The organism is Spelaeicoccus albus, assembly GCF_013409065.1.
Lineage (GTDB): Bacteria > Actinomycetota > Actinomycetes > Actinomycetales > Brevibacteriaceae > Spelaeicoccus > Spelaeicoccus albus.
Genome location: NZ_JACBZP010000001.1, coordinates 1752554 through 1777474 on the forward strand (window position 1 = coordinate 1752554; position 24921 = coordinate 1777474).

At 65.4% G+C, this 24921-nt stretch carries 27 protein-coding genes and 3 riboswitches; of the genes, 13 read left to right on the forward strand and 14 right to left on the reverse strand.

Annotated elements, in window-relative coordinates; translation table 11 throughout:
* Positions 1-6: 6 nt before the first annotated feature.
* Complete coding sequence (gene murQ / locus BJY26_RS08065; protein WP_237249119.1) at positions 7-933, reverse strand: N-acetylmuramic acid 6-phosphate etherase; 927 nt, start codon at positions 931-933, stop codon at positions 7-9.
* Positions 934-1010: 77 nt separating this feature from the next.
* On the opposite strand from murQ, the gene BJY26_RS08070 reads away from it, so the two are divergent.
* The 4 genes from BJY26_RS08070 (at position 1011) to BJY26_RS08085 (ending at position 4347) form a co-directional block, all read left to right on the forward strand.
* Positions 1011-1970 carry an N-acetylglucosamine kinase gene (locus BJY26_RS08070; protein WP_179427209.1) on the forward strand — a complete coding sequence of 320 codons (960 nt, stop codon included), beginning with the start codon at positions 1011-1013 and terminating at the stop codon, positions 1968-1970.
* Between the two features lie 69 nt (positions 1971-2039).
* A complete protein-coding gene (locus BJY26_RS08075) occupies positions 2040-2690 on the forward strand; it encodes a TetR family transcriptional regulator (RefSeq protein WP_179427211.1) in 651 nt (216 codons plus the stop codon).
* Positions 2687-3058 carry an A1S_2505 family phage non-structural protein gene (locus BJY26_RS08080; protein WP_179427213.1) on the forward strand — a complete coding sequence of 124 codons (372 nt, stop codon included), beginning with the start codon at positions 2687-2689 and terminating at the stop codon, positions 3056-3058. Before BJY26_RS08075 ends, BJY26_RS08080 begins: the two co-directional genes overlap by 4 nt.
* 38 nt (positions 3059-3096) lie before the next feature.
* Positions 3097-4347 (forward strand): metal-dependent hydrolase family protein, encoded by a 1251-nt coding sequence (locus tag BJY26_RS08085; RefSeq protein ID WP_179427215.1) that lies wholly within the window; start codon positions 3097-3099, stop codon positions 4345-4347.
* Here the strand turns inward: BJY26_RS08085 and BJY26_RS08090 are convergent.
* From BJY26_RS08090 to BJY26_RS08100, 3 genes are all read right to left on the reverse strand, one after another.
* On the reverse strand, positions 4344-4763 hold the full coding sequence (locus BJY26_RS08090) for a TraR/DksA family transcriptional regulator (RefSeq protein WP_179427217.1): 420 nt from the start codon (positions 4761-4763) through the stop codon (positions 4344-4346). The two genes, BJY26_RS08085 and BJY26_RS08090, sit on opposite strands and share 4 nt — an antisense overlap.
* A gap of 4 nt (positions 4764-4767) precedes the next feature.
* A complete protein-coding gene (locus tag BJY26_RS08095; protein WP_179427219.1) occupies positions 4768-6270 on the reverse strand; it encodes a glutamate-cysteine ligase family protein in 1503 nt (500 codons plus the stop codon).
* 77 nt (positions 6271-6347) lie between these two features.
* Positions 6348-6953 carry an IMPACT family protein gene (locus BJY26_RS08100; protein WP_179427221.1) on the reverse strand — a complete coding sequence of 202 codons (606 nt, stop codon included), beginning with the start codon at positions 6951-6953 and terminating at the stop codon, positions 6348-6350.
* Between the two features lie 81 nt (positions 6954-7034).
* Here BJY26_RS08100 and BJY26_RS08105 point away from each other — a divergent pair, with 81 nt between their 5' ends.
* The 5 genes from BJY26_RS08105 (at position 7035) to BJY26_RS08125 (ending at position 11903) form a co-directional block, all read left to right on the forward strand.
* Positions 7035-7418, forward strand: a complete 384-nt coding sequence (locus tag BJY26_RS08105; protein ID WP_179427223.1) for a YidH family protein — start codon at positions 7035-7037, stop codon at positions 7416-7418.
* A gap of 7 nt (positions 7419-7425) precedes the next feature.
* Entirely contained in the window at positions 7426-7755 is a 330-nt protein-coding gene (locus BJY26_RS08110) for a DUF202 domain-containing protein (protein WP_179427225.1), read from the forward strand.
* An 87-nt stretch (positions 7756-7842) separates the two neighbouring features.
* Positions 7843-7940: riboswitch (glycine riboswitch) on the forward strand.
* Positions 7941-8038: riboswitch (glycine riboswitch) on the forward strand. It begins immediately after the preceding riboswitch.
* A 54-nt stretch (positions 8039-8092) separates the two neighbouring features.
* Positions 8093-9208, forward strand: a complete 1116-nt coding sequence (gene gcvT / locus BJY26_RS08115; protein ID WP_179427227.1) for a glycine cleavage system aminomethyltransferase GcvT — start codon at positions 8093-8095, stop codon at positions 9206-9208.
* Between the two features lie 2 nt (positions 9209-9210).
* Complete coding sequence (glyA, locus tag BJY26_RS08120; RefSeq protein ID WP_218852325.1) at positions 9211-10491, forward strand: serine hydroxymethyltransferase; 1281 nt, start codon at positions 9211-9213, stop codon at positions 10489-10491.
* Positions 10492-10493: 2 nt separating this feature from the next.
* Positions 10494-11903: an L-serine ammonia-lyase gene (locus tag BJY26_RS08125; protein WP_179427229.1), complete on the forward strand. Its 1410-nt coding sequence runs from the start codon at positions 10494-10496 to the stop codon at positions 11901-11903.
* Here the strand turns inward: BJY26_RS08125 and BJY26_RS08130 are convergent.
* Entirely contained in the window at positions 11884-13224 is a 1341-nt protein-coding gene (locus BJY26_RS08130) for a M18 family aminopeptidase (RefSeq protein ID WP_372465388.1), read from the reverse strand. The two genes, BJY26_RS08125 and BJY26_RS08130, sit on opposite strands and share 20 nt — an antisense overlap.
* A gap of 80 nt (positions 13225-13304) precedes the next feature.
* On the opposite strand from BJY26_RS08130, the gene BJY26_RS08135 reads away from it, so the two are divergent.
* The 3 genes from BJY26_RS08135 to BJY26_RS08145 all read left to right on the forward strand — a co-directional run bounded on the left by BJY26_RS08135 (position 13305) and on the right by BJY26_RS08145 (position 15951).
* Positions 13305-13823, forward strand: a complete 519-nt coding sequence (locus BJY26_RS08135; RefSeq protein ID WP_179427231.1) for a hypothetical protein — start codon at positions 13305-13307, stop codon at positions 13821-13823.
* Positions 13824-13923: 100 nt separating this feature from the next.
* A riboswitch (FMN riboswitch) is annotated at positions 13924-14045 on the forward strand.
* Positions 14029-14922, forward strand: coding sequence for an ABC transporter permease (locus BJY26_RS08140; RefSeq protein ID WP_179427232.1), 894 nt, complete (start codon positions 14029-14031; stop codon positions 14920-14922). (Overlaps the previous riboswitch by 17 nt.)
* A 6-nt stretch (positions 14923-14928) precedes the next feature.
* Positions 14929-15951 (forward strand): ABC transporter substrate-binding protein, encoded by a 1023-nt coding sequence (locus BJY26_RS08145; RefSeq protein WP_218852326.1) that lies wholly within the window; start codon positions 14929-14931, stop codon positions 15949-15951.
* Here BJY26_RS08145 and BJY26_RS08150 read toward each other — a convergent pair.
* From BJY26_RS08150 to glsA, 7 genes are all read right to left on the reverse strand, one after another.
* Entirely contained in the window at positions 15948-16565 is a 618-nt protein-coding gene (locus tag BJY26_RS08150; protein WP_179427234.1) for a TetR/AcrR family transcriptional regulator, read from the reverse strand. The two genes, BJY26_RS08145 and BJY26_RS08150, sit on opposite strands and share 4 nt — an antisense overlap.
* Before the next feature lie 59 nt (positions 16566-16624).
* Entirely contained in the window at positions 16625-16987 is a 363-nt protein-coding gene (locus BJY26_RS08155; RefSeq protein WP_179427236.1) for an SPW repeat protein, read from the reverse strand.
* A 223-nt stretch (positions 16988-17210) separates the two neighbouring features.
* Positions 17211-18212 (reverse strand): SRPBCC family protein, encoded by a 1002-nt coding sequence (locus BJY26_RS08160; protein ID WP_179427238.1) that lies wholly within the window; start codon positions 18210-18212, stop codon positions 17211-17213.
* On the reverse strand, positions 18209-18601 hold the full coding sequence (locus BJY26_RS08165) for an ArsR/SmtB family transcription factor (protein WP_179427240.1): 393 nt from the start codon (positions 18599-18601) through the stop codon (positions 18209-18211). Before BJY26_RS08165 ends, BJY26_RS08160 begins: the two co-directional genes overlap by 4 nt.
* Before the next feature lie 58 nt (positions 18602-18659).
* On the reverse strand, positions 18660-19154 hold the full coding sequence (locus tag BJY26_RS08170) for a GNAT family N-acetyltransferase (protein WP_179427242.1): 495 nt from the start codon (positions 19152-19154) through the stop codon (positions 18660-18662).
* Positions 19151-19726 carry a peroxidase-related enzyme gene (locus BJY26_RS08175; RefSeq protein WP_179427244.1) on the reverse strand — a complete coding sequence of 192 codons (576 nt, stop codon included), beginning with the start codon at positions 19724-19726 and terminating at the stop codon, positions 19151-19153. The genes BJY26_RS08170 and BJY26_RS08175 overlap by 4 nt, the downstream gene beginning before the upstream one ends.
* 31 nt (positions 19727-19757) lie before the next feature.
* Positions 19758-21107: a glutaminase A gene (glsA, locus tag BJY26_RS08180; protein ID WP_179427246.1), complete on the reverse strand. Its 1350-nt coding sequence runs from the start codon at positions 21105-21107 to the stop codon at positions 19758-19760.
* Positions 21108-21219: 112 nt separating this feature from the next.
* Between glsA and BJY26_RS08185 the strand changes: the two genes are divergently transcribed.
* Entirely contained in the window at positions 21220-22464 is a 1245-nt protein-coding gene (locus tag BJY26_RS08185) for an MFS transporter (protein ID WP_179427248.1), read from the forward strand.
* Between the two features lie 46 nt (positions 22465-22510).
* On the opposite strand, the gene BJY26_RS08190 is transcribed toward BJY26_RS08185, so the two are convergent.
* Positions 22511-23986, reverse strand: coding sequence for a nucleobase:cation symporter-2 family protein (locus BJY26_RS08190; protein ID WP_179427250.1), 1476 nt, complete (start codon positions 23984-23986; stop codon positions 22511-22513).
* Positions 23987-24016: 30 nt separating this feature from the next.
* Positions 24017-24919: a factor-independent urate hydroxylase gene (gene pucL / locus BJY26_RS08195; protein ID WP_179427252.1), complete on the reverse strand. Its 903-nt coding sequence runs from the start codon at positions 24917-24919 to the stop codon at positions 24017-24019.
* Between the last annotated feature and the right edge of the window lie 2 nt (positions 24920-24921).

Sequence of the window (24921 nt, forward strand, 5' to 3'; positions counted from 1 at the left end):
TTGCCGTCAACCGCGTTCAAGAGCCGTTCGGAGATTCCCGCCGGCCCTGTCGAGAGCGGCCCGGGCAGCGGGAGCATCGAGCCCGCCCAGCGTCATGGCAATAGCGAGCTTGACCGAACCGCCGGCCCGTCCGAGCACCTCGGACGCCGAAGCGGCGTCCACCCCCGTGACCTCCATGACGGTGCGTTCCGACCGGGCGCGCAACTTGGCGTTCGTCGCCTGCAAGTCGACCATGACGGTGCCGTACGTTTTTCCCAGCTTGACCATGGTGAGGGTGCTGAGCATGTTCAACACGAGTTTTTGCGCGGTGCCGGCCTTGAGCCTCGTCGAGCCTGCCACGAACTCGGGTCCCACGACGACTTCGATGCCGATATCGGCGTTCGCCGACAGCACGGCGCCCGGATTCGATGCCACGCCGACCGTCAACGCACCGACCGACCGGGCGAATTCGAGCGCCGCCGTCACGTACGGGGTGCGACCGGACGCCGACAGACCGACAACGGCGTCACGCTCGGTCAGCCCCAAAGCACGTAGATCGTCGGCGCCGGCAGCCGTGTCGTCTTCGGAATTCTCGACGGCGGTTCGGACGGCCCGATCGCCGCCCGCAATGACGCCGACCACCAGCTCCGGATCGGTGCCGAAAGTCGGCGGGCACTCGCTGGCGTCGAGGATCCCAAGACGCCCGGGAGTTCCGGCGCCCACATAGATGAGCCGGCCACCGCGTCGCATTCGCGCGGTGATGCCGTCGACGGCGTCCGCAATCCGGTCGGCCGCGACCGCGACGGCCGCCGGCACAGCGGAGTCCCGTTCGTTCATGGCCCGCACCATGTCGATTGTCGGCCACGTGTCCACGTCGGCCAGGTCGGCATCAATGCGTTCGGTCGAGAAGCTGAAGAGTTGGGAACGGAGGGCGTCGTTATCGGCTGGAGTCACGGTCAAAGAACATCACCGAGCACCGGGGCAGTCAATCCGGCCTGCCGATAGAGTCGTGGCCACGGGAAAGGAATCACATGAGCATTTGTGCCATCGACGTCGGCGGCACCGGCAGCCGCATCCGCATCGACGGCGGTGCGGGTCGTCGGATCGAATTCGCCGGGCCGGGCATTCACGTCGCTGCCGGCGGCCCCGATATAGCCGGCCTGGTTGCCGCGTTGCGGCAGCCTGTCCGCGACGCTCTGGATCGACTGGCGCTGCGCGCCGTCGACGCTGCGGCGGTCGGACAAAGCGGCCTGCTCATGTTGGGCCGGCGCAGCCCGGACGTGCATGCCGGGCTGGCCCGGATCACGGGAGCCCGGGTGACGGTCGTGGCCTCGGACGCGCTGACTTCGCTGGTGGGGGCCGTCGGCTACCGGCCCGGCGCCGTCGTGGCGGCCGGTACCGGATGTATCGGCTTCGGCACCGACCTGGCAAGCGTATGGAACCGCGTCGACGGATGGGGCCATGTGCTGGGTGACGAAGGCGGCGGTAGCTGGATCGGCAAAAAGGGCCTGCAAGCAGCACTTCGCGCTCACGACGGCCGGCCGGACGGATCGCCCGAGTTGCGCCGTTGCATGCTTGAACGGTTCGGCCCGCCGGACGCACTCACGTCCGCCTTGTACTCGGCGACGGACCGGGCCGGCATGCTTGCCGCGTTTGCCACCGACACGGCGGATGCCGCCCGGGCCGGCGACGACGCGGCTCGGCGGATCTGGGCGGAGGCCGGGGTCCGGCTGGCCCGGTGCGCGGCGGCGGCATTGAACGGCGGCGTCGCTCCCATCGTCGCGTTCACCGGCGGCATCACCGGCTCGAGCGACTTGTACGCCGACGCGCTGGCCGGGGAACTCTCCGAACGACGCCCGGACGCCGACGTCGTCGACGCGGCGGGATCGGCACTCGATGGCGCCGCGGCACTTGCCGAGCGGTCCGCGGAACGGCCGGACGATCCGGTCGAGCATGCGCCGTACGTCACGACATTCAGACGGCAGGCGTAAAGCGTTCGCAAAGTTCTCAGGTTCGATGGGCAGAATGGCACTATGACTTTCGGAAACCAGGGTGGGCCTGTGCACGAAAAGCGCAAGGTCGGCCGGCCGGCGATGATCACGCTTGATCAGATCGCCGATGCGGCGATACTCGAGCTGGACGGCATCACGTCGACGAAGGTGGCTGAACGGCTCGGAGTCGGCCAAAGCTCCCTGTACCGGCACATCACCCGCAGCGACGATCTTGCGCGACTGGCAGTGGACAAGGCGCTCGACGCCCATCAATGGCCGGCGAAGGAAGGCGCGTGGCGGGACTTTCTGGAGCGCACCGCCGATGCGTTCTTGGATTTCCTCACCCAGTACCCGGGATCGTGCCGGGCGCTGCTCGAACTGAACCCGTCGCCGACCGCGCTGGTGAACATCGCCACGATCACCGCCGAATACGTCGTCAAGCAGGGCTTGTCGCCGCGCGAGGCAAACGTCGCGGTCAACCTGATTTCCGTGATCTGTCTCGATACCGTCGACAGGCTCGACAAGAACGAGCAGCCCATGCCGGATGGCCAAGGCAAAATGATCGCCGCGCAACAGCGGAAATGGGAAAGCCAAGCGAACCACGAACTGCGCGAGGACATGCAGCAACTGCTGCATGCCAAGGCACGCACCTGGATGCACGAACGATTCGACATCGTCCTCGACGGCCTGGCCGGCCGATTGGAAAAGCGCGCAGTATGACTCCCGACCGTCCCCGGGTCACGCCGGACCGGATCAGCGAACTGGCGCCGGGCGAGATCTTCGTTTTCGGCTCGAATGCGGCAGGCACGCACGGGGCCGGGGCGGCGCTCGTGGCGTACGAGAAGTTCGGCGCCGAATGGGGAGTGGGCGCCGGGCTGACGGGGCGGACCTACGCGTTGCCGACGATGGGCGGGCGGAGCGAGCTCCAGCGAGAAGCGGCGGCGTTCGTCGACTTCGCCGGTCGGCACCCGGAACTGACGTTCTACCTGACGAAGGTCGGCTGCGGCATCGCCGGGTACACCGAAGAGGAAGTCGCTCCGCTGTTCGCCGGTACACCGCCGAACGTCATCAAGCCGGCCGGCTGGTGACCGGAGCGCTACCGGTGCCGCGGTGATAGCGTGCCGTCATGAGCGTCGACCATGAAGCAGCAGCCCAAACAGTGATCTTCCGGAACGGCACCGTGTTCGATGGTGAGGTCTTCCGCCTCGACCCATGCGATGTGGTCGTCACGGACGGAACCGTGACGGGGGTGTACCCCGGCGGCACCGCCGACGCGGGCGAATCCGACGAGGTAGTCGATTGCACCGGGAAGACGGTACTGCCGGGATTCATCGACTGCCATATTCACAGCCTCGTCGGCATCGCCGGTCCGTTCGAAAACGCCGTCAAGCCGTTTTCGCTGCCGTACTACGACGCCATCGGTCGTTTGAAGGACACGCTGGCCTGCGGCATCACGACCGCGCGGGACGCCGGCGGCGCCGATCTGGGTGTGAAAACGGCTCTTGAGCAGGGGCTCATCGCCGGGCCGCGGCTGCAGATCGCCGTCACCATCATGAGTCAGACCGGCGGGCACGGCGACGGGCACCTGCCGTCGGGCACCGAAGTGCCGCTGCTACCTTCACATCCGGGTCGGCCGTCCGGCATTGCCGACGGCCCGGACGAGGCCCGCCGCACGGCGCGAACCCTGTTGCGGGCCGGCGCCGATCAGATCAAGATCTGTTCGACCGGTGGTGTGCTCTCGCCGTCCGACGATCCACGGCATTCGCAGTTCACGCGGGCGGAGATCGAAGTGATAGTCGAAGAGGCCGCCACGCAGGGCACGTACGTGATGGCGCACGCACAAGGGAATGCGGGAATTAAAAATGCCCTCGTATCGGGGGTGCGGTCCATTGAGCACGGGATCTACCTTGACGACGAAGCGATCGAGATGATGATCCAAAACGACTCGTATCTGGTGCCCACTCTTGTCGCGCCGCTCGCCGTCATGCGGGCTGCCGAAGCCGGCAACTCGATTCCGCCGGCCATGCTGGAAAAGGCCGTGCGCGTAGCGGGCGATCACAAGAACTCGTTCGCCAAGGCCGCGGCGTCCGGCGTCAAGATCGCGATGGGCACCGACTCCGGCGTCGGACCGCACGGACAAAACCTCGAAGAGCTGCAGCTGATGGCCGACGGGGGCATGGACCTCGAACAGGTGCTTGCCGCGACCACGTCGGTGGCCGGAGAACTCCTCGGCGAGCAGCTGCGGGTCGGCCGCCTGGCCGAGGGCTTCCGCGGCGACGTGGTAGTTGTCGACACGAAGCTGATCGGCAACGATCAGCTGGCCACGTTACGGGAGCACATCGACGGCGTGTATCAGGACGGCGTGCGCGTCGCCTAAGACGCCTCGCGGTACCGCTTTGCCGCACACGTCATGCACAGCGCAACGCCGGGGAGCGCTTCGAGACGCGCCTGCGGGATCGTGTCGCCGCATTCGCGGCATATGCCGTAGCCGCCGGCATCCAAAGCAGTCAACGCGTCGTCGATTTCCAACAGTTCGCGCTGGGATTCGTGCAACAGCGAATCGATTTGCGCGCGTTCGAAAGCGACGGTCACTCCCTCGGGGTCGTGCTCATCGTCATTCGGGGCATCGGCTGCCGAGGCGACCAGGTCGTCGTGGCTGCGCTGCAACGCGGTGATCCGTGCCTCGACATCGGCGCGGGCCGATTTGAGCCGCGTGCGCGATTGCTCCGCCTCGGCCGGTCGGGCTGCAGGCGCCTGTGTCTGAGACTTTGTTGACTGCTGGCGTGTGGACATGCCCTTACAACGTGTGGGAGACCGAATGTGTTCCCGGAATCTTCCAGGCGTGGACGGGCTCGTTCGAATGCATGCCGCGCGCGTAATCGGCGACCATCGAGTGCACGGCGCTGTCGCGGTTGTGGCCCTCGCGTTCATACGCGGCTATGGTTTCCAGCTGCCATCCCGCGCCGTTCTGGTTGCTGGTGGCGCGTTCGCGCAGTACATCCATGTACCTGTCGCGGGTACCGCTGTCGACGTGTAGCCTGTCGAGCCCCTCGGCCGCCAACGGCAGTAGCCGGCGCACTATCAACTCGTCGACGGGCACGTCGCCGGCGCCCGGCCAATATACTTGCGCCTCCAAGCCGTGCTTGGCGCATGCATAGAAGTTGTCGGCGGCGGTGGAGAACGCCATGCGCGACCACAACGGACGGTCGGCCGCCTGCAGGATTTCGACCAGTCCGTAGTAGAAGGCGGCGTTCGCCACCGTGTCGATGACCGTCGGGCCGGCCGGCAGTAGGCGATTCTCCACGCGCAAATGCGGAAGTTTGCCGTGCGGGTCGTAGATCGGTCGGTTCCATCGCCACACCGTGCCGTTGTGCAACCGCAACTCGTACAGGCTCGGCGGGCCGTCCAGCCGGCCGGGCTGGTGTTTGCCGGCCTCGGCCATTTCCGGAATCAGCGCCGGGAAGTATCGTACGTTTTCTTCGAACAGATCGAAGATGGACGTGATCCAGCGCTCGCCGAACCACGCTCGCGGCCGGACGCCCTGATTGCGCATTTCGGGCGGACGGGAGTCGACGGCTTGACCGAACAATTCAATGCGCGTCTCGTGCCACAGTTTCTTGCCGATGAATGTGGGCGAATTCGCGGCAAGCGCGATTTGCGGCCCCGCAATGATCTGCGCCGCGTTCCACGCCGAAGCGAACCCGCCCGGGGAGACCTGCACGTGCAGCTGGACGCTTGTGCAGGCGGCTTCCGGTGCCAGGCTCTGCACGTACAGGTGCAACGACTCGTGTCCTTCGATGTCGAGCAGTACGTCTTCGCCGCGGGCCTGCAATACCGATTCGTTCAGCGCGGCATACCGGGTCTCCGGGCTCATCCACGCGTCGTCGGCGAGCAGGTTCTCGTCGATGGTCGGCAGGATTCCGGTCATCAGGAGATGGGCGCCGACGGCACGGGCCCGCTCGTCGGCGGCATCGAGCCTGCTCCGCAGGCCGTCTTCCAGCCGGCGCAACCCATCGCATTCGATCGCCAACGCCGGGTAGTTCAGCTCGATATTGTAGGCGCCGATCTCGGTTTGGAATGACGGATCGGCCACGCTGGCCAACACGTCGGCATTGCGCAGCGCCGGGTCGAAGTGCTCGTCGGTGAGGTTCAGTTCGACTTCCAGCCCTATTGACCGGTCATCGGCGAAATGCGCGTTCGACAGGTATTCGTCGAACGTGTCGAGGTTTTGCAACAACCGCTCACGGTAGCGCCGCCGGTCTTCGCGGCTGAACGATTCGGCGGCGATTTCCTCTCCCATTCCCAAACTCAACCACAATCGCCCGGGAAAGGGTAGAGATCGGACCGGCCCATTTCGGCAGGTCATCGGCGCGCGCGTCAGGCGTACGTGACGCCGCCGAGCTCGATCGACGCGGTTCCGGCAGACAGATCGCGCAACCGGGCGCGTGCGGCGTCCGGATCTCCGGGCACGCCGAGGCGCATCGTCACACTCGCGCCGTACTGTGCGCCGAGAACGCGCCACGGATTCCCGGCGGCTTCCACCCGTGCCGCTATCGCGTAGTCCACGACCACGGTGAGCGTCTGCAAGCGAGTCAAGTCACGGAGGGACGCCGCTGCCAGCGCCTCCCGCACGGCGCCGCTGTACGCCCGGACCAGCCCGCCGGTTCCCAGCAGGACACCGCCGAAATACCGCGTCACGACCGCTACGGCATTGACGACGTGTGCGCCGTCCAGCGCGCCGAGCATCGGGCCGCCGGCAGTGCCGGCGGGTTCGCCGTCGTCGTCCGAACGTTCGACGCTTCCGTCCGCGACTCGGAAAGCCGAACAATGATGACGGGCCCGCGGATGCGCCAGCCGTTGCTCGGCGATCCGGCGCCCGGCGGCGTCCTCGTCCTGCGCCGGGCCGACCACCGCGATGAACCGGGATCGTTTGACCTCGATCTCGGCCTCGGCGAGCGCAACGGGCGTGCGAAGAAACTCCACCGGACAACAGTACCGGGCCGGGCGGCCGGTGGCCGGAAGTCGATCGGCCGGTAATCTTGAACCGGCAGCGACTGAAGAAGGATGTGGAATCAGCAGGTGACCCCGCGGTGGCGTGAGCAAGGAGACGATCCGGACTACCGGTTCACCTTGGCCAACGAGCGCACCTTTCTGTCGTGGATCCGCACGGCCCTGGCGCTGTTGGCCGGCGCCGTCGCCATCGACCAGTTCGCCGGCGGGCTCGCTCCCCGATGGATCATCGTCGCGCTGGCCGTGGGCCTCGGGCTGCTGGCCATCTTGCTCAGCGCCGTTGCCTACGTCCGATGGAAGGCCAACGAGATCGCCATGCGCCGGCGGCGGGCGATGCCGCACAGTCCCGTCCTGTCCATCCTGGCCGGTGCCGCACTTGCCATCGGCGTCGTGTTTGTGGCGGTCATCTTGTTACGGCCCGTGCTGATGCAGGGGTAATGCGGCAATGAGCAAAAACCGTGATCCGGGCCTGCAACCCGAACGGACTGCGCTTGCCTGGAATCGGACGGCATTGGCCATCGGCGTGAACAGTGCGCTGTTGCTGCGCAGCGGCATCACCGGCCACAACGGGTTCATCACGACGGCAGCCCTGGCGCTCGGACTTCTGGCGGCCGGCGTCACCTTATACTCCTCGCACCGACGCAACCACTTCCGGGAAGCGCCGTCCGAACATTCCGAGAGCCGGGCGGCCGGAAACCCGCTGCCGCATGCCGCAATATCGCTCATGGTGGTCGGGGCCGCGCTCGTGGCGATGGCGAGCATCGTGCTGACCTGACGGTGGCTTTCTGCCGGCGACCGCCCGTACGACTATCGTTTGTCTGCCGTGATGTGGTTCACTTGAAGAATCCAATTTCATAGCCGACAAATCGAAGCGGGAGAGTCCGTGCCAGCCAGGTGACGGACGCCGTAGGAGCAACTCCTCCCCGGGAATCTCTCAGGCACACGTACCGTTTCGACCAGGCAACTCTGAAGAGCAGCCGGCTTCGCCGGCTCACCGACGGTGCAAGCGCCAGTGCAATATGACGCAAATCTCTCAGGTTCGATACAGAGGGGGGAGGAATCAGTCACGCGCGTTAGTCTGATCCGATAGCCCCGACAGTTTGAGAGCCGAAATGAGTAAGCACACGCCGCTGCATGCCGAGCACGAAAAGCTCGGCGCATCGTTCACCGATTTCGGCGGCTGGGAGATGCCGCTGAAATACGACAGCGAACTTGCCGAGCACCGTGCCGTCCGCACGGCCGCCGGCGTCTTCGACCTCAGCCACATGGGCGAAGTGCGCGTGAGTGGACCGGCCGCAGCCGAATACCTGGACTACGCGCTTGCCGGCAAGATGTCGGCGATGAAGGTCGGCCGTGCCAAATATTCGTTCGTCCTGACGCCGGGCGGCGGCATCGTCGACGACCTCATCACGTACCGGCTGGCCGACGACGAGTTCCTGATAGTGCCGAACGCGTCGAACGTCGACGCCGTCACGGCGGCTTTGACCGAGCGTGCCGCGAACTTCGATGTGCAAGTCGTCAACGAATCCGAAGACACCGCGCTGGTGGCGATCCAAGGCCCCGAGGCCGAAAAGATCCTGCTGCGTCTCACCAATGACACCGACGCCGACGCCGTGACCGGGCTTCGCTATTACGCGGGCATCCGCCTGCAGGTCGCCGGCCATGACGCATTGCTGGCGCGCACCGGATACACCGGCGAGGACGGCTTCGAGATCTACGTGCCGAATGCGGACGCCGGCGATCTATGGCGGAAGGCGTTGGAAGCCGGCGCGGACGTCGGGGCCGCCCCCGCCGGTCTGGCCAGTCGCGACTCGCTGCGCCTCGAGGCCGGGATGCCGCTCTACGGCCATGAACTGACAGTCGACCTGACGCCGTTCGCCGCCGGACTCGGCAAGGTCGTCAGTATGGCCAAGCCCAGCGACTTCGTCGGACGATCCGCGCTTGAAAAGCTCAAGGACGACGTGCCGGCCCGGGTGCTCGTCGGCCTGAAAAGCGCGGGGCGACGGGCCGGACGCGCAGGGTACGCGGTACAGTCGGCCACCGACGGCAACAGGATCGGCGAAGTCACGTCCGGTGCGCCGTCGCCGACTCTGGGGTACCCGATAGCACTTGCGTACGTCGACGTTGCGCACAGCGAGCCCGGCACGGCCGTCAACGTCGACTTGCGCGGCAAACCCCAACCGTTCGAAGTCACAGCACTGCCGTTCTATTCCAGAAAGAAGGACTGAGCATGACCGATCTGAATTCGCCGTTGTCGGAGATCGATCCCGAAGTTGCCCGCGAGATCGATGCCGAGCTTGCACGTCAACGAGACGGCCTGGAGATGATCGCCTCGGAAAACCATGCGGCGGCCGCCGTGATGGCGGCGCAGGGGTCGGTACTGACGAATAAGTACGCGGAAGGATATCCGGGTCGCCGGTATTACGGCGGGTGCGAGCACGTTGACGTGATTGAACGGTTGGCCATTCAGCGGATCAAGGACCTGTTCGGAGCGGGGTTCGCTAATGTGCAGCCGCATTCGGGTGCGCAGGCCAATGCTGCGGCCATGGCCGCATTGCTGAAGCCGGGGGATACGATCCTGGGCCTTGATTTGGCTCATGGCGGGCATTTGACGCACGGCATGCGGATCAATTTCTCCGGCAAGCTCTACAACGTGGTGGCGTATCACGTGGCTGATTCGGACTACCGGGTGGACATGGCCGAGGTCGAGCGGCTGGCGGTGGAGAATGAGCCGAAGTTGATCATCGCGGGCTGGTCGGCGTATCCGCGGCAGTTGGACTTTGCCGAGTTCCGGCGGATCGCCGACAAGGTCGGGGCTTATCTGATGGTGGACATGGCCCATTTCGCCGGGCTGGTGGCGGCCGGGCTGCATCCGAACCCGGTGCCGCATGCGCATGTGACGACGTCGACGACGCATAAGACGCTTGGCGGGCCGCGCGGCGGGTTCATCCTGACGAACGAGGCGGATCTGGCCAAGAAGATCAACTCGGCGGTGTTCCCGGGCCAGCAGGGCGGGCCCCTCGAACATGTGATCGCTGCGAAGGCCACGGCGTTCAAGATCGCTTCCGAGCCCGGTTTCGCCGACCGGCAACGCCGGTGTCTGGACGGCGCCGGCATCCTTGCCGAGCGTTTGACGGCCGATGATGTGACGGACGCCGGCATCACCGTGCTGACGGGCGGCACCGACGTGCACCTCGTGCTGGTGGACTTGCGCGACTCCGAACTGGACGGGCAACAGGCCGAGGATCGGCTTGCCCGGATCGGCATCACCGTCAACCGCAACGCCGTCCCGTTCGACCCGCGCCCGCCCATGGTCACGTCGGGCCTGCGGATTGGCACGCCGGCACTGGCCACCCGCGGATTCGACACCGACGCGTTCAAAGAAGTCGCCGACATCATTGCGCAGTGCTTGCTGGGCGACGACATCGAAGCGCTGTCCGGTCGCGTGGCGAAGCTGGCCGCCGACCACCCGCTGTATTCCACTATCGAACCATTGAGCGAGGCCCAATAACCATGGCAGTAGGCGTCTTCGACCTGTTCTCCATCGGGATCGGACCGTCGAGTTCACACACGGTCGGTCCCATGCGCGCGGCCGCGACATTTGCCGATGAGGTCACGAGCCTCGGCGTCGTCGGCGACGCGGCATCGATCCGCATCGACCTGTACGGCTCATTGGCGGCGACCGGTCGCGGCCACGGTACGTTGACCGCGGTGTTGCTGGGCCTGGAGGGGCGGCACCCGGAGACGATCCTCCCGGACCAGGTCGAGTCGCGGCTGGCTGCAATCCGCGACACCGGAAAGATCGAATTCGCCGGTTCCCGCACGATCGCAGCCGGCGAAGACGCCATTGAGCTGCACCCGCGCACTGTGCTCGAACGGCACACCAACGGGGTCACCTTCACCGTGGCGGACGCCGCGGGTACCGAGCTGCATGCGGCAACCTACTTCTCGGTCGGCGGCGGCTTCGTCGAACGCGACGGCGAATTCACTTCCGCGCCGGGGCCGCAGGAAAGCGTCGGCGTCGGGTCGCTGCCCGAACCTCCGTACCCGTTCCGCACGGCGTCCGAACTGCTCGGCCACTGCGCCGACACGGGCCTGCCGATCTCGCAGATCATGTTGGCGAACGAGTTGGCCGCCCGGTCCGAGGACGACGTCCGGGCGGGTTTGATCGAGATCTGGCACGTGATGGAGGAATGCATGAACATCTCCGTCACGCGCACCGGCGATCTGCCCGGCGGCCTGACGGTGCGGCGGCGGGCCAAGGGCTGGTACGACAAGCTGAAAGCCGAAGACCCCGACCGCGATCCGAGCCTTTACCTGGACTGGGTCAACCTTGCCGCGCTGGCCGTCAACGAAGAGAACGCCTCGGGCGGCAGGGTCGTCACGGCCCCGACGAACGGCGCGGCAGGTATCGTGCCGGCAGTGCTGTTCTACGCCACCCGGTACGTGCGCGGCCTGCGCGGCAGCGATATGGACACCCGGATGGACGGCGTCGTCCGGTTTCTGCTGACGGCGGGTGCCATCGGCGTGCTCTACCGCGAGCAGGCGTCCATTTCGGGAGCCGAAGTCGGCTGCCAGGGCGAGGTCGGATCGGCGTCCAGCATGGCCGCCGCCGGACTTGCCGAACTGCTGGGCGGCAACCCGGCGCAAGTCGAGAACGCGGCCGAGATCGCCATGGAGCACAACCTCGGACTGACGTGCGACCCCATTGGGGGACTCGTGCAGATCCCGTGCATCGAACGCAATGCGATAGGCGCCGGCAAGGCGATCAACGCGGCGACAATGGCGCTGCGGGGCGACGGCGTGCACCGCGTGTCGCTTGATCAGGTGATCGAGACGATGCGGCAGACCGGCGCCGATATGTCGTCGAAATACAAGGAAACCGCGATGGGCGGCCTCGCCGTCAACGTGGTGGAGTGTTAGCCGACCTCAAGAACTCGGCCGCGGCAAGCCCGAGGAAGTAGGGATCCGTGACGGCCGTGAGTTCGCGCGCCGAATGCATGGACAATAGCGGCACCCCGACATCGATGGTGCGGATGCCGATGCGGGTGGCCGTCAACGGTCCGATGGTCGACCCGCACGGAACCTGGTTGTTCGACACGAACTCTTGAGTCGGAACGCCGGCTGCCGCACACACCCGCTGCCAGATGGCGGCGCCGGGCCCATCGGTGGCGTAACGCTGATTGGCGTTGATCTTCAGCAGGGGGCCGCCGCCGGCTATCGGCAGGTTTGCCGGATCATGATGCCCCGGGTAGTTCGGGTGCACCGAATGCCCGGCGTCTGCCGATACGCAGACCGACGACGCCAGCGCTTGCCGGTACTGCGCGTCGGTGGCGCCGAGCCCGCCGGAGATGCGGCTCAGGACGTCGTCGAGGAACGGCCCGCACGCGCCCGACCGGGACGAGCTTCCGACTTCCTCGTGATCGAATGCGGCGAGCACGGCGATCCGGTCGGCGCTCTCGACGTCCAGCGCTTCCAGGGCCCGCACGCCGGCATGCACCGATGAAAGATTGTCCAACCGGCTGGAGGCCAGGAATTCGTTCTCGCCGCCGAACAGCCTGGGAGCCTGCGTATCCGCGAGAACCACGTCGTAGCCGGCCACATCGCTCGGGTCGACGTCGGCGTGCTCGGCAAGCACCCCGACCAGGTCGGCCTCGGACGGATCGCCGAGCCCCCACACCGGGTTCATATGCTGTTGTTTGTCGAGTTTCAGACCATCGTTCGCGCCGCGATCCAAATGGATCGCCAGCTGCGGGAAACGCAGCAGCGGCCCGGTGCGGGTCAAATGCCGTACGCCGGCGCGCGTGACGATGCTGCCGGCCAACGCCAGCTCGCGATCCAGCCATGAATTGAGCAGCGGGCCGCCGTAGACCTCGACGCCTGCTTGCAGCCACCCGTATTTGCCGGTGGTCGGTCGCGGTTTGAGCTTGAACGTGGGGGAATCGGTGTGCGAGCCCAGCACGCGGAACCCGGTCCGCGCGCTCGCGGCGTCCGGCACTGCCCAGGCGATGATCGCGCCGTCCCGCACACAATAAAAGCGCCCGGATCGCGGCCACTCGTCCGTCTCGGACACCCGTACGAACCCGGCAGCCGAAAGCCGCCGGGCCGCTTCGGCCGCGGCATGGAACGACGAAGGCGACGATGAAACGAAGTCGCCCAAGTCGATGGCGTGGGCGTGAGCAGGGGAGTCGTTGGGGCTGAAAGTCGGCATGGCATCGGTATTGGGCGCATCGGTATTAGGCATACGACCATTCTGCCCGGGGCACCTCGGACCGCGACAGAGGGAAGGCGCGGACAACCCGGAAAACGCGTAATCTTGACACCGTGGAAGCGCAGAACCACGCTGCCGCACCGTTGCGGTCCGATACTGCCCGGCAGAGCACTGCCCGCCAGGTCGTCGTGGCGTGCCTGATCGTCGCGGCAGCGGTCGGTGCCATCACGTTCGTCCGCGCTGCCACCACCGTTCGGGTGCGCCTGGACAATGTGCAGACCAGGCATGTCGTCAACTATCACTCGGGTGTGGGCACCTGCAGGCCGTCAACGGCGGACGGCGGCTGCCCGGGGGTGTTCGTGCGCTTGCTGCCGCAGATCGAGACGCCGGACGACGTGCCCGAAGACGTGGTTGCCGCAAAACTCGGCATCGAGCTGCCCGGACAGGTCGACGTCTCCGCGGTGTGCGGCTCGTCCGGGAACGGCATCACGGAGATCTTGTACCCCACCGGCACCAGATACACGTACCGGGTGCGTACGTCGCCGCCGTTCTTCCGTCAGGCCGTCACCAGCCGGGTCATGACGTCGTTCGTGCCCGATGGCCGGGTGGAATGCCTCCCTGCGGCCGGCTGACGCCCTGCCCGTCCTCCCGTCACTCGGCGCTGGGCGGGCACCATTCGCCGCCACTCGGCGCGGAGCGGTGGCACGGGTGGGGGTAGAATAGGGACGCAAATACGTGCTCCGGGGTCGGTGAGAATCCGAACCGGCGGTGATAGTCCGCGACCCGCCCCATGGCGGTTGACTCGGTGGAATTCCGGGACCGACGGTAATAGTCCGGATGGGAGGAAGCACGGCGAGTACGGCTCGTCCATTGACGCGCCGCCTCGCATTGGCTGCCGTCGCCCCGGAAATTGTGAAGGGGAAGGACGAGGTGGCCACCATTCGAGCCTCGGGCAAGACCACCCGGACGACCCGGGCAGCCAGGGTCCTGGCACCGGTCGTCCTGGGAATCGTCGTGCTTGCGGTCTGGCAAGCAGTGACCGGCAGCGGCGTCGTCTCGGCTTATTTCCTCCCGTCGCCGGTGGCCATCGCGGGGGAATTCGTCGGGCAAGTGGCGCACAGCTCGCTCTTGACGTTCACCGGCCGCACACTGGTCGAAAGCTTGGCCGGCAGCGCACTGGGAATAATCGTCGCCTTGCCGCTGGGATATCTCGTGGCGCGCAAGCCGTTGTTCTCCGCAGCCGTCGAACCGTATTTCGCCGCTTCCCAGGCGATCCCGGCGGTCGCGCTGGCGCCGTTGCTCGTGTTGTGGCTCGGATACGGCCTCTTCCCGATTGCGATCTTGTGTGCGCTGCTCGTCTTCTTCCCGATCTATGTCACGACCGTGCTCGGTCTGCAAACACTTGACCGGGAAGTGCTCGACGCCGCCCGTATGGACGGCGTGAGCGCCGCCTCGATGTTGTGGTACATCGAGTTCCCGCTGGCCATGCCCAGTGTGCTTGCCGGCGTCCGTAACGGCCTGACGTTGTCGGTCACGGGCGCGGTCGTCGGCGAATTCGTGATGGGCGGCGATGGGCTCGGCTTACTGCTCAACGCACAGCGGGACAGCGTCGACACGGTGGGCTTGTTCGCCACGCTCGTGATGCTCTCGGCGCTGGCGATAGCGATGTATCTGCTCGTGCGACTGTTCGAACGGCGTGTGCGGGCACTTGTGGGACTGACCGAGGAATAGGACGAGATGAACACGATATCCAGGCGCCTGATGCTGCTGGCCGCTGCGACAGGGCCGTTCACATTAGCCGCATGCTCGAATTCTCCGGCAGGACGGAAGGAGAACTCGCCGACCGGCGGCACAACGGGCGGGCACTCCTCCGTCACGGTCGGGCTGACCTACACGCCCAACATCCAATTCGCGCCGTTCTACGCAGCCAAATCTCTCGGCTACTATTCCGACGCGGGCCTCGACGTGACGCTACGCCACCATGGTGCCTCGGAAAGCGAATTCGGGGCATTGAGTTCGGGCGCCGAGGACTTCATCAACGCGGGCGGCGACGAAATCATGCAAGCCCGAGCCGCCGGCACCCCGGTGGTGGACATCGCCACTCTGTACGCCAAATATCCCGTCGCCCTGATCGTGCCGGCCGATTCGCCCATCAAGAAGGCCGCCGATATGAAAGGACGCACGATTGGCACGCCCGGCCCGTATGGGGAGACGTATTTTGCGCTGCTGGCGATGCTGCGTCAGGCCGGGTTGTCAAAAAAAGACGTCACCGTCAAATACATCGGATTCACGCAGCAAGCTGCGCTGGCCGGGCACAAGGTCGACGGCGTGATGGGATTTGTCAACAATGACGCCGTCCAATTCAAACTGGCCGGAATCCGGACGCGTTCGATAGGTCCGGACGGCTCGGGGCAGTTGCCACTGGTCGGACTCGGCATCGGCGCCATGGAAAAAACGTTGAAGCAGCGGCCGCGGCAAGCACGCCGGTTCGTCCTGGCGACGCTGAAGGGTGTCGACTTCATGACGCGTCATCCGACCAAAACCGTGGACTTGAGCGCCAAGTTCGTCCCGACCATGACGGACGAGAAGGCGAAGTCCGACGCGCTGGCCACACTGAGAGCGACGATCCCGCTAGTGCGCGGCACCACCGGGCACAACGATCCGTCGGAGTGGCGTGACATGGCCGCGTTCATGCACAAAGCCGGTCTCGTCAAGCATCCCGTGAAAGCGTCGGACGCGTATTCGAACGACTTCGTTTAAGCGAACGCGAGGGGAGTGCCGAGTCCGGCAGCGAGCATGCGGGCGACATCACGCAGACGCGCCGAACTCTGCCTGGGAAGACCGTCCAGATCGGCCAGCCGGTCTGCGCTGGCGAAGGCGTATACGGCGGCGGCCCACGCGGATGCGCACGCTGCAATGGCCTTGCGGTTCGCTTTGCCGCCCAGGCATGCGGTCAGGACGGCGGCGATATCGTGCTCCACGTTGGCTTGAACTTTGCGCAATCGGCTACGCACGTGCGGGTGGGTCTCGGCCTCGCGCCACAGAATGACGCGCAACACCCCGGAGTCGTGATCGCTGAGGTTGAGACGCGTGTACGTGGCAAGCAGGCTGGCGGCCGGATCTCCCGGGACCGCGAGTTCATTGGCGTCAAGGCGTTCTGCCGGAAGTCTCTCGGTGATGAGAGCCGTGAGGATCTCCGGCTTGCTGGGGAAATAGTAGAAAAGCAGGCCCTTGGGCACATCGGCTGATTTGGCGATGGCCGACGTCGACGTGGCGTCGAAGCCGCCTCGAGCAATCAAATCCTCGGCGGCGTCCAAAATCAATTCGCGAGCCTCGCCGTCGGCCTTTGCCGATCGGCGATGCGAATGTCTCATGTCGGCCTCCTAGCGGGGCGCCGAACGACGCCCCGCCTCCATGATGCGTCCGATCACCGTCAGGCCGAAACCGGACGGTGATGGCTTCCGTGCAATTTCATCGCGCTCGGTACCGCCCAAGCACCCACAATGATCGTAATCGCTCCGACGACCCATGCGGTGGTGGCGACGCCCGTCATCCCGGAGAATCCCATCACCCACGGCGAGATGAACATCAAGATGCCGAAGGCCACTTCGACCCATTCGGTAGTACGAACTCCCGGCTGCGACAGATTCGACAGCGCCGCGAGTATGGTCAGGACGCCCAGCACTATCAGTACGGTTGTCGCTGTTGTGTCAGTAGCCGTCCAGATCGGCGATAGCGCCGCATAGAGCCCGACGACTACGGCTACCCAGTCTTGCCAGCGTGCCCATTTCTTCATCTTTCCCAACCTCCTCGTGAAGGTTCCTTTTGCTGACAAGTCCCGGTTTACTCTTGATTGACCGCCCGGTCAATAGTTGAGATGAAAGTGCAATGAATTCCCGCGTCGTCGCCGGGCTCTTCTCGTTTCGCGCCCCGCCGCGTTCCTGTTCCCGTCCCGCTCCCGTCCCTGTTTCCGTCCCGCTTCCGTCCCACCACTCGGCGCGGGGGCAACAGGGAATGGGCTAGTGCGGCTCGGGGATTTGTGCCAGATACCGAGGATGAAGCTCTTCGTACCGGGTTTGCCACCCGGAGGGCTCCCGACCCGCGAGCACGACATCCAGGTGGTCGAGAAATGTGTGCCACCCGGCACCGTACTGCGACAAATCCGCCCGGCGCAGTCGCGTGTGGCTGAGCGTCACGAGCGTGCCGTCGTCCATGGCAGTCAGTGTCGCTTCGAGTCTCGTCGTGCCTTCGCCCGGGAATTCCCATGTGACTTCGAGTCGCGAGGGTTTTTCGCAGGCGACAACCCGCCCGGCCGCCTCGTCGCCGTCGCCGAAATCGAGCCGGTAGCGTCCGCCCGTCCGGAGGTCGCCGGTCACGGTACCGAGCCACCGGGCGAGCCGGTTCGACTCGGTCAGGGCCGACCAGACGTCCTCGGGCGGGGCTTCGTATGTGCGCTCGAATCGGACCGATCCGTGCTGCCCGCCGCTCGGGTCGTCATCCAGACCGGCGTCAAGGACGCCGAGTGCGTTCAGCTGATCGTCGTACACGCAGTAAGCGGCCGAATACGCGTCGAGGAACGACACTGCCGAACCGGTGTCGAGCATCTCGCCCAGCCTGTCGAAGAACACGTGCCAGCCGGCCGAGTAGCCGGCTGGAGCGTCGGCCATGGCGATTCCCCGGTTTTCCAGCGTGAGCCGTGTCTTGCCGGGGCCGGCATCTTCCAGCAGCGCTTCGAGTTCGGTCTCCTGGCCGCCGACGAACTGCCATGACGCGAGCAGGCGCGATTCCGGCTCGCAAATGAGAATCCGCCCGGTCGATGTGCCTACCTCGGTGCCGAGCTCGGCGCGATACGTACCGCCGACGCGAAGATCGCCGGAGAGGTCGCCGAGCCATCCGGCCAATCGGCGCGGGTCCGTCAACGCCGACCAGAGCTCGGCGGCCGAATAGTTGTAAATGCGTTCAATACGGACGTCGGCGCTCGTGGTCTTGCGGGTGACGACGCCGTAAAGGGTGTTGGTCATGATCGAATCTCCGGGAGAGCGGGAGTGGAACCCGGGGTGGATTCCGGGTTGTGATGGTCGCGCGCTGCCGAGTTTCTGCGGCCGCGGCGAAGCTCGGTGTCCAGGGCATCGAGACGTTGATTCCAAAACGCGCGGACGTCGCTCAGCCAATCGGCGATCTCGTCGAGCGGCTCGCGCTGCAGCGAATACTGCCGTTGCTGGCCGTTGACCGCGCTGGCGACAACTCCGCTTTCGCGCAAGATGCGAAGATGCCGGGACGTTGCCGGCTGGCTGATGCCGTATTCGTCGCCGACGGCGCGGGCCAGATCGCCGGCGGTTCGTTCACCGTCGGTCAGCAGTTCGACGATACGCCGGCGAACCGGGTCTCCAATGGCTTCGAGCGCGTCCATGACTCATTATTTACACATTGAGTTATATAAAACAAGAGTTATTTAAAGAATCTTTTGTTTACAGCGAGAGTTCCCGTTCGTGTTCGGCAAGGTTTCGGGGCGGGGGAAACATGCCGGTGCGGCCGGTCGGCGTGAAGCCGCACTTGTCGTAAAAGGCGTTTGCCCGTGCGTTGCCGTCGAGGACCCACAACGTGACCCGCCGGGCGCCCGCTCCACGGGCGAAGTCGACAGCCGCAGTCACAAGCTCGCGGGCGGCCGCGGATCCCCTTGCCTCGGCCGCCACCCACATGCTCGACAGGTCGTAGTCGAGTGGGTCCGCAGAGACGTTCCAGGACGGCGGGCCGATGCTGACCAGCCCCACGTCCGCGCCACCGCCGGACGTCGCCACGAAAGTTGCACGCCCCTCATTGGCCAGGCGCGACGTCCACTGCTCCGGCGAGAATGCTTCTTCTTCGGCGGCGGTGCGCCAAAACGGGTCCGGGTCGCTGGTGAGCGCGCGCAGCCGGATCGCCTTGTACCGGCCGACGTGTGCGACGGTGAGCCGTTCGATCATTTCTTCTCCCGCGGAACGCGGCCCATCAGGTAGAACTCTGGGTTCGGTGCGATGCCGAAGACGCTGGAGATACGGTTCGACAATCCGAAGAATGCGGTGATCGAGGCGATGTCCCAAGCGTCCTCGTCGTCAAAGCCGTGCTGGGCGAGCTGCGCGAAGTCGTCATCCGTCACGGCGTCCGATTCGGCCTGCACCTTGAAGGCGAAATCCAGCATGGCGCGCTGGCGACCCGTGATATCGGCCGTGCGGTAATTGACGGCGACCTGGTCGGCCACCAGCGGGTTCTTTTCTCGGATTCGCAACACCGCGCCGTGGGCGACCACGCAGTACAGGCATTTGTTGCGGGCCGACGTGGCCGTCACGATCATTTCGCGATCGGCCTTCGTCAGCGATCCGGTCTCGGACTCCATCAACGCGTCGTAATAAGCGAAGAACGCACGCCATTCGGCAGGACGACGCGCCAGTGCCAGGAAGACGTTCGGAATGAACCCGGTCTTTTCCTGCACGTGCAGGATGCGATCCCGGATATCGGCGGGGACCTCGTCGATGGACGGGCTGGGGTAGCGGGACATGAGCTTCTCCTCGTGGATGTCTCAACTCTTCTTAGGTGCCGTAGCGCTTGAGTAGTTCTTCTTCGCACCACGTGACGGCGTCGGCGAGTTCGGTGAAGGCATTGGAATCGTCGATGTCCTCCTCATCGACGAGCCGGTTTTCCGGGTCGACGAGGATGCCGGTCTTTCCTTCGACGGCAAGGGCGCCTCGGGCGTCGAGCAGGAGCCGCCGCGCGACGTCCGAGATTTGGTCGACGCCGCCGATCTCGATGACGACGATATCGAAGGAGCCGGCCTCGTCGGCAAGGCCGCGCGCGACCGCCTCGGCGCCGCCAAAGAGCAGGTCGCCGTGCAGCTCGAAAAATTGGACGCGATCGCCGTGTGCTGCCAAGATGCCGCGCTGGGCCGGCGTACGGGCAGCAGTCGACGTCCGGCGTTTCAAGTCGTAGCGGGCGCGCACTATCGACCGCGATCCGCGCGTGACGTTGAGGAAGTGAAGGTCGAAAGTGTCCGAGAGCGCGCGGCACGCCTTCACGCCGCGGACGCTGTGGCTGTGTCTGTCGATCCGCGGCGAGTACGCCGCAATGCCGATCTGGCCGGGCAACACGGCCAGGATGCCGCCGCCCACGCCGCTCTTCGCCGGAAGACCGACGGCGCTCACCCAGTCGCCGGCGGCGTCGTACATGCCGCACGTCGTCATGACGGACAGCACGCGCCGCACCAGCTGCGGAGAAAGCACTTGCTCGCCGGTGAGCGGCTGCATTCCGGTATTGGCGAGCGTTGCGGCCATCAGTGCGAGATCCCGCGCCGTGACCTGCACCGAGCATTGCCGGAAGTACACGTCGAGCGCGTCCTCCGGCAGCTGGTCGAGGACGCCGACCGTGCGCAGCATGTACGCGATGGCACGGTTGCGGTCGCCGGCGTCGTGCTCGGAGGTGAATACGTTGTAATCCAGCGGCAGCTCGCGGCCGGCGAACCGGGAGTAGAAATCCCGCAGCCGTTCGAACTGCTCTTCCGGCTCGGCACCGTTCACCAGCGACGCCGCCAGGATGGCACCGGCGTTGATCATGGGATTGAGCGGACGGCCGGTGCCGCGCTCCAGACTGATCTCGTTGTACGCGTCCCCCGACGGTTCGACGTCGATCTTGGCGTCCACGGCCTGTTCCCCGTTGTCGGCAAGCGCCATTCCGTAAGTGAACGGTTTCGACACCGACTGGATGGTGAACGGCCATTCCGCGTCGCCGACCTCGTACACGGTGCCGTCGATGGTGGCGATGCAAATGCCGAATTTCTCCGGGTTGACCACTGCGAGTTCCGGAATGTAATCGGCGAGCCAGCCGGACGAATCGGGAAGCACCGAGGAATAGATCTGCTCGAGATACTTCTGCACCAGGGACTGCATGTGTGAAGACTAACCGGTCGCGGGCACGGCGCCTTCGAGCCGGTACACTGGGACGCAGTCATCCAGGGTCGGCGCTTCGGGGGTGGGACGGGCGCAGAGCAAGTGAGCAGACGTGCCCGAAACCGACCTGAAATCCCCGCCGCGCAACCCCTTCAAATCGCTCGTCGACATTTCCGGCGCGCTCTTTTTCCCCGTCGCATTCCTCGGCAGGCTGCCGCTGGCCATGACCGTCGTCGGCGTGTTGACGCTCGTGGCCGGCGTGCGTGAATCGTATTCGCTTGCCGGTCTGACGTCCGGAGTCGTCGGTTTTGGATCGGCGGTATTCGGACCATTCGTCGGCGCCGCAGCCGACAAATGGGGACAGCGGATCGTGATGAGCGCATGCGCGATTGCCAACACCGCTTTTCTGTTGGCGATCGTGTGGTTGGCTTATGCGGGTGACGGCGTGATCATGTTGCTGGTTGCGGCATTCCTGACCGGTGCCAGCGCCCCGCAGGTCGGACCGCTGGCGAGAGCCCGATGGCTGGCCCTGATCCCGAAGCATCTGCCGGGTCATCGGGCCGCTAAACCGCTCAGTGCCGCCATGAGCTATGAATCGATGGCCGATGAGCTCGTCTTCGTATTGGGTCCGGTCCTGGTCGGGGTGCTCGCATGGGCGGTGTCGCCGGGCACCCCCGTCATTGTGGCGGCCGGCGTCGTGTTCGTCTTCGTTGGCTGGTTGGCGCTGCACCGCACCGCCAACGAAGCGCACATCGAAAACCATCGTGCGGCCGGCCCCGCCAGGAGCGGCAAACTCTTGACGATCCGGGTGCTGCTTCCTGCGTTCGGCATGACGGCGATCGGGTTGTTCTTCGGGTCGACGCTGACCGCATTGACGGCCTTCATGGGGGATTTCGGGCAAGAGCCGAAGACCGGAATCCTGTACGGCGCCATGGGCGTCGGCTCTGCGATATGCGCCCTGGCGGTCGCTGCTCTTCCGGAACGCTTCGAATTGCGTCAGCGCTGGATCGCCGCAGCAGCACTGCCGTTCGTTGCTTCGTTGATCTACCCGTGGATCGGATCGATCGGAGCGATGATTCCGGCGCTCGTGTTGGCCGGGGTCGGCATCGGCCCCAGCCTCGTCACCCTGTTCTCGATCGGCTCCAAGGTCGCGCCGGTCGGCAAGTCGACGACGGTGATGACAATGCTCTCCACCGGAGTCGTCATCGGGCAGGCCATTGCCTCGACCGTGACCGGGACCATCGTCCAAACCTACGACGCACGGGCCGGCTTCTTCACGGTGATAGTGGCGACCGGTCTCCTGGCGGCGCTTGCGGGGCTCGGCCTCGCCGTCTACCGGCCGCGGCAAGCACGGTAGGGCTCAGCCCATCTGAGCCCCACCGTGCTTGCCGACCATTCGGCGCTCAAACGTCATCGACCACCGGTACCTCTTCGCCGTCCGCATCGATGAGCTTGCCGTCCTTGACGTGGTCGCCGTCGACCAGGTTTGCGACGTCGGCCGGGCAGACTGTGCGTGCGCTTCCGGCCGCCACGAATACCGATTGGTCGTCGGTGTTGCCGGCCCTGAGGTGGTTGAACAGCAGATTGAGCACGATTGCCATGATCGCTGCCGAACTGATTCCCGAGTCGAAGATGGTGGCGAACCAGTCGGGGAACTTGTCGTAGAAATCGGGGTTGGCGATCGGGATCATGCCGAATCCGATCGACGACGCCACGATTATCAAGTTCATGGTGTTGTCGTACTTCACGGTGCTCAGCGTGCGGATGCCGCTTGCTGCGACGGTACCGAACAACACGAGCCCCGCCCCACCAAGAACCGGCATCGGCACGTCGGCCACCACACGCCCGAGAACCGGGAAGAGACCGATGGCGATCATGATGAGGCCGCCGGCCGCTACGACGAAGCGGCTCTTGATCTTGGTGACGGCCACGAGTCCGACGTTTTGCGCAAACGCCGTCTGCGTGAACGAGCCGAAGATCGGGGAGATCGTGCTGGAGAGCATATCGGCGCGCAGGCCGTTGGCAATGCGGCGCGAGTCGACCTTGGTGCCGACGATCTCGCCGATAGCGAGAAGATCGGCAGTGGTCTCCGTCAGCGTGACGATGACCACTATGACCATGGAGATGATGGCCGAGACGTGGAATGTCGGCGCCCCGAAGTGGAACGGCGTCGGGAACGCAAAGATCGCGCCTTCCCCGACGTCCGAGAAATCCGTCATCCCGAACGCCACGGCAATGAGCGTGCCCAGCACCATCGCCAGCAAGATCGACAGGCGCGAGATGGCGGCGCTCTTGACCTTGCTGAGCGCCAACACGATGGCGAGTGTCAGCCCGGCCAAGCCGATGTTGCCCATGCTGCCGTAACCCGTGGCGTCCGCGTCGCCGCCCATCGCCCAGTTTCCGGCCGTCGGCAGCAGCGACAGTCCGATAGTGGCGATGACGCTGCCCGTGACCACGGGAGGGAAGAATCGGACGACCTTGGAAAAGTATGGGGCGATCACGAAGCCGAACGCGGCCGAGACGAGGATGGCGCCGAAGACCGACGGCAGGCCGCCGCCCTTCGTCACGATCGCCAGCATCGTCGCCACCGATGCGAACGTGACTCCCTGCACCAGCGGCAGCTTGGCACCGAGGAACGGCACGCCCAGCGATTGCAGCAGCGTGGCCAGACCGCACATGAACAGTGCTGCCGCAATCAGAATGCCGGTGTCGGCGCCGCTCAGCCCGGCCGCCTGACCGATGATGAGCGGCACCGCAATGATGCCGCCGTACATGGTCAGGACGTGTTGGAAGCCGTAGGCGAAACTCGCGCCGATCCCCAATCGCTCATCCTCGGGGCGGTGCGGTGGCGGACGGCCGTGTGCATTTGACAGTTTCATCAGTGTCCTCGCTTTGCTGTGGCGATCGACTCAGCAGAATCCGGCAATGCCTTCCCAGGCCTCGGGCTGGGGTGGCATACCTTCGCGTTGCACTGTGCCTTCAATCAGCCCGTAGGGTCGGTCGGCGGCAAAGAACACCTCATTCGGGTTGTCCTGGCCGAACGGCGACAGATCCACGAGGAAATGGTGCTTGTTCGGCATCGAGAACTTGATCTCGTCGATCGAATCGTGCGCTTCGAGCACCTTGCTGCCCATTTGATACAGGGTGTTCTGCAACGCCGACGAGTAGCCGTCCGAGAAGCCTTCGAGCAAGAGGGCCGTCACGCTGTCGAACGTCTTGTTGAAGTCGACGTCCGCGCCGGCGTTGCGGTACCGCCATTTTGCTGCCACATCGGTGGCAAGGATCCGGTCCGTCGTTTCCGGAAGCGTCGTGTATTTGTCCTTCGGGTACCCGACGAATCCGGATTCGGTGGATTTCAGCACCGTGAGACCCTTCACCCCGCCGAGCAGCCAGTCCCTGTCGCCGTCCCGGGTCAGAGTGGCGGTACGCACGCAGCGACCATTCCGCACGAACGAGTGGTCGTGCGATGCGCCGTGGGCGTCGATCCGGTCCCAGGCGTACGACTCGGCCGACCAGCGACCGCCGCGTACCCAGTCGAAATCTCCGGTGAAGTGATCGGCAAGCCGGCGCAAAAACTCCTCGGGAGAGCCCACGCCGTCGCGTGCAAACGAGTAGATGGTGTTCTTTTGCGTGTCCGTGGCAATCACGTGGGCGTTGTCGCCGTCCAAATGCGCAGCTTCGAAGTCGCCGCGTAACTCGGAGGTGACGGACAGGTCCTCGATCGTGTGGCGAGCGGTATCGCGGGTGACTTTGACGAGGCGGACCTCGGCTTTTCCGTACTGGTTCGGGCCCAGAACGATCTTGGAATTCATGG

Bases quoted from the DNA above. Each gene is read 5' to 3' on its own strand.
- BJY26_RS08070 (WP_179427209.1), top strand. From the start codon at position 1,011: ATGAGCATTTGTGCCATCGACGTCGGCGGCACCGGCAGCCGCATCCGC.
- BJY26_RS08080 (WP_179427213.1), top strand. From the start codon at position 2,687: ATGACTCCCGACCGTCCCCGGGTCACGCCGGACCGGATCAGCGAACTG.
- BJY26_RS08085 (WP_179427215.1), top strand. From the start codon at position 3,097: ATGAGCGTCGACCATGAAGCAGCAGCCCAAACAGTGATCTTCCGGAAC.
- BJY26_RS08090 (WP_179427217.1), bottom strand. From the start codon at position 4,763: ATGTCCACACGCCAGCAGTCAACAAAGTCTCAGACACAGGCGCCTGCA.
- BJY26_RS08095 (WP_179427219.1), bottom strand. From the start codon at position 6,270: ATGGGAGAGGAAATCGCCGCCGAATCGTTCAGCCGCGAAGACCGGCGG.
- BJY26_RS08105 (WP_179427223.1), top strand. From the start codon at position 7,035: ATGTGGAATCAGCAGGTGACCCCGCGGTGGCGTGAGCAAGGAGACGAT.
- BJY26_RS08110 (WP_179427225.1), top strand. From the start codon at position 7,426: ATGAGCAAAAACCGTGATCCGGGCCTGCAACCCGAACGGACTGCGCTT.
- gcvT (WP_179427227.1), top strand. From the start codon at position 8,093: ATGAGTAAGCACACGCCGCTGCATGCCGAGCACGAAAAGCTCGGCGCA.
- glyA (WP_218852325.1), top strand. From the start codon at position 9,211: ATGACCGATCTGAATTCGCCGTTGTCGGAGATCGATCCCGAAGTTGCC.
- BJY26_RS08125 (WP_179427229.1), top strand. From the start codon at position 10,494: ATGGCAGTAGGCGTCTTCGACCTGTTCTCCATCGGGATCGGACCGTCG.
- BJY26_RS08130 (WP_372465388.1), bottom strand. From the start codon at position 13,224: ATGCCTAATACCGATGCGCCCAATACCGATGCCATGCCGACTTTCAGC.
- BJY26_RS08140 (WP_179427232.1), top strand. From the start codon at position 14,029: ATGGGAGGAAGCACGGCGAGTACGGCTCGTCCATTGACGCGCCGCCTC.
- BJY26_RS08145 (WP_218852326.1), top strand. From the start codon at position 14,929: ATGAACACGATATCCAGGCGCCTGATGCTGCTGGCCGCTGCGACAGGG.
- BJY26_RS08150 (WP_179427234.1), bottom strand. From the start codon at position 16,565: ATGAGACATTCGCATCGCCGATCGGCAAAGGCCGACGGCGAGGCTCGC.
- BJY26_RS08155 (WP_179427236.1), bottom strand. From the start codon at position 16,987: ATGAAGAAATGGGCACGCTGGCAAGACTGGGTAGCCGTAGTCGTCGGG.
- BJY26_RS08160 (WP_179427238.1), bottom strand. From the start codon at position 18,212: ATGACCAACACCCTTTACGGCGTCGTCACCCGCAAGACCACGAGCGCC.
- BJY26_RS08165 (WP_179427240.1), bottom strand. From the start codon at position 18,601: ATGGACGCGCTCGAAGCCATTGGAGACCCGGTTCGCCGGCGTATCGTC.
- BJY26_RS08170 (WP_179427242.1), bottom strand. From the start codon at position 19,154: ATGATCGAACGGCTCACCGTCGCACACGTCGGCCGGTACAAGGCGATC.
- BJY26_RS08175 (WP_179427244.1), bottom strand. From the start codon at position 19,726: ATGTCCCGCTACCCCAGCCCGTCCATCGACGAGGTCCCCGCCGATATC.
- glsA (WP_179427246.1), bottom strand. From the start codon at position 21,107: ATGCAGTCCCTGGTGCAGAAGTATCTCGAGCAGATCTATTCCTCGGTG.
- BJY26_RS08190 (WP_179427250.1), bottom strand. From the start codon at position 23,986: ATGAAACTGTCAAATGCACACGGCCGTCCGCCACCGCACCGCCCCGAG.
- pucL (WP_179427252.1), bottom strand. From the start codon at position 24,919: ATGAATTCCAAGATCGTTCTGGGCCCGAACCAGTACGGAAAAGCCGAG.